This window comes from Candidatus Symbiopectobacterium sp., assembly GCF_020054415.1.
Lineage (GTDB): Bacteria > Pseudomonadota > Gammaproteobacteria > Enterobacterales > Enterobacteriaceae > Symbiopectobacterium.
The window spans coordinates 1-1,305 of record NZ_JAHWCO010000672.1; the positions used below are offsets into that span (position 1 = coordinate 1).

Annotated in this window: 1 protein-coding gene and 2 pseudogenes; all 3 read right to left on the reverse strand. The window is 49.8% G+C overall.

What is annotated here, in order from left to right; translation table 11 throughout:
- Nucleotides 1-212, reverse strand: a pseudogene (locus QZ506_RS19415) (IS110 family transposase); the annotation flags it as partial.
- Nucleotides 213-282: 70 nt separating this feature from the next.
- Nucleotides 283-916, reverse strand: a pseudogene (locus tag QZ506_RS19420) (regulatory ATPase RavA LARA domain-containing protein); the annotation flags it as partial.
- 189 nt (nucleotides 917-1,105) lie between these two features.
- On the reverse strand, nucleotides 1,106-1,305 hold a 200-nt coding region (locus QZ506_RS19430), incomplete at its 5' end, for an IS1 family transposase (RefSeq protein ID WP_291973248.1).

The following is a 1,305-nucleotide window of genomic DNA, read 5'->3' on the forward strand; positions in this document are numbered from 1 at the left end:
CAACTCATTGAATACACGACCCGCCGCGCCATAAAGTGTGCCCCGGCACAAGCTTCCATAACAACAACCGAGGATGGGCACGTCGCCAAAAACTGCATTAGCTTTGTGCGCGTAAACTTCTTACGCAGAAGCGCTTTACCTGACTTATCCTAGCAATGAATGTGGAAAGAATGTTTACCGAGATCGATACCAATAAGAGTAACGTTTTCCATGATGGCCTCTCCTGAAAGAAAAACACCCTGTCAGCGTACCGCTCACAGAGTGGGGGTGACCATCTCATTAGGCTTTGGCGTAGCGTTCATTGAAACCGCCCATCGAGCCTGAGGTATCTAGACAAACAATAAAAGGGCCTCTGGGCTGCTGTTCGTTTTGCTGATGTGAAACCGGACGCTCTATTACCTTTTCGTACCAGCTTTCCCCCTGTAGCCGATAGGTCAGCAACCGCCGTTCCAACAAGCGACGATAGAATTCGTATTCCAGCTCTTTTATGCCCATTGCGGCCAATTCGGCGGTGAGAAGGCGCAGAATATCATCGCGTTGATGGATGCCATCCACTTGCTCTGGCACCATATCCGGTTCACGAACCATCACGCGAAACGCTTCGCGCGGTGCTTCGGTGGAGAGAATGGATTTGGTTTCCCGGCTGCGACCTAAACGCTCGGCCAGGCGCTGCAATGAAGGCTGCTTTTGTAGAAATTCGCAGAAGTTAATCAGGGTTTGCAGCTCGGTTTTAATCAATCTTCCCGCGCTGAGATCCCATAATCGTCCGGCAGCTGTCTCGTTCTCCGCCTTTATGCAGCCATAACTGCAAGGCGTTTTTTTCTAACACGATATGTGTCACATCAATATTATTCAGTACCGGCGGGCGCTGCAACACCACGGTTAATGTCTCTTTATTCAGCGCTTCCGGTAGCAGGTAGTGGGCTTTACGGCTGAGAAATGCCTCCTGTTTTTCGACCGTGATCGCTTGCAACTCGCTTTGTTGCTGCTGATATTGCTGCAGTTTCACGTTTAATTGCTGCAAGCGGAACAGCAGTGCCTGTTGCTGATAGGCGTGTGCGGTGATGAGCTGCTCGGGTCGTGTATTCAATGAGTTGATGTAGCATCAAACGTAGCACTCGCGTTCGATGTAAGTACCCATGATCCTGTCGTGCATTTCGGATGATTTTGAATATCCGAGCGTCTTGCGATTGAGCCGTTGCAATCGGTTACGCAGTGTCAGATGTGCACGCTCAATACGCTGTGTATACAGCTTGGTAACAATGTGTTTTACTTTTGGAAGTTCGTCGTTGTAAGCCCTGTAGC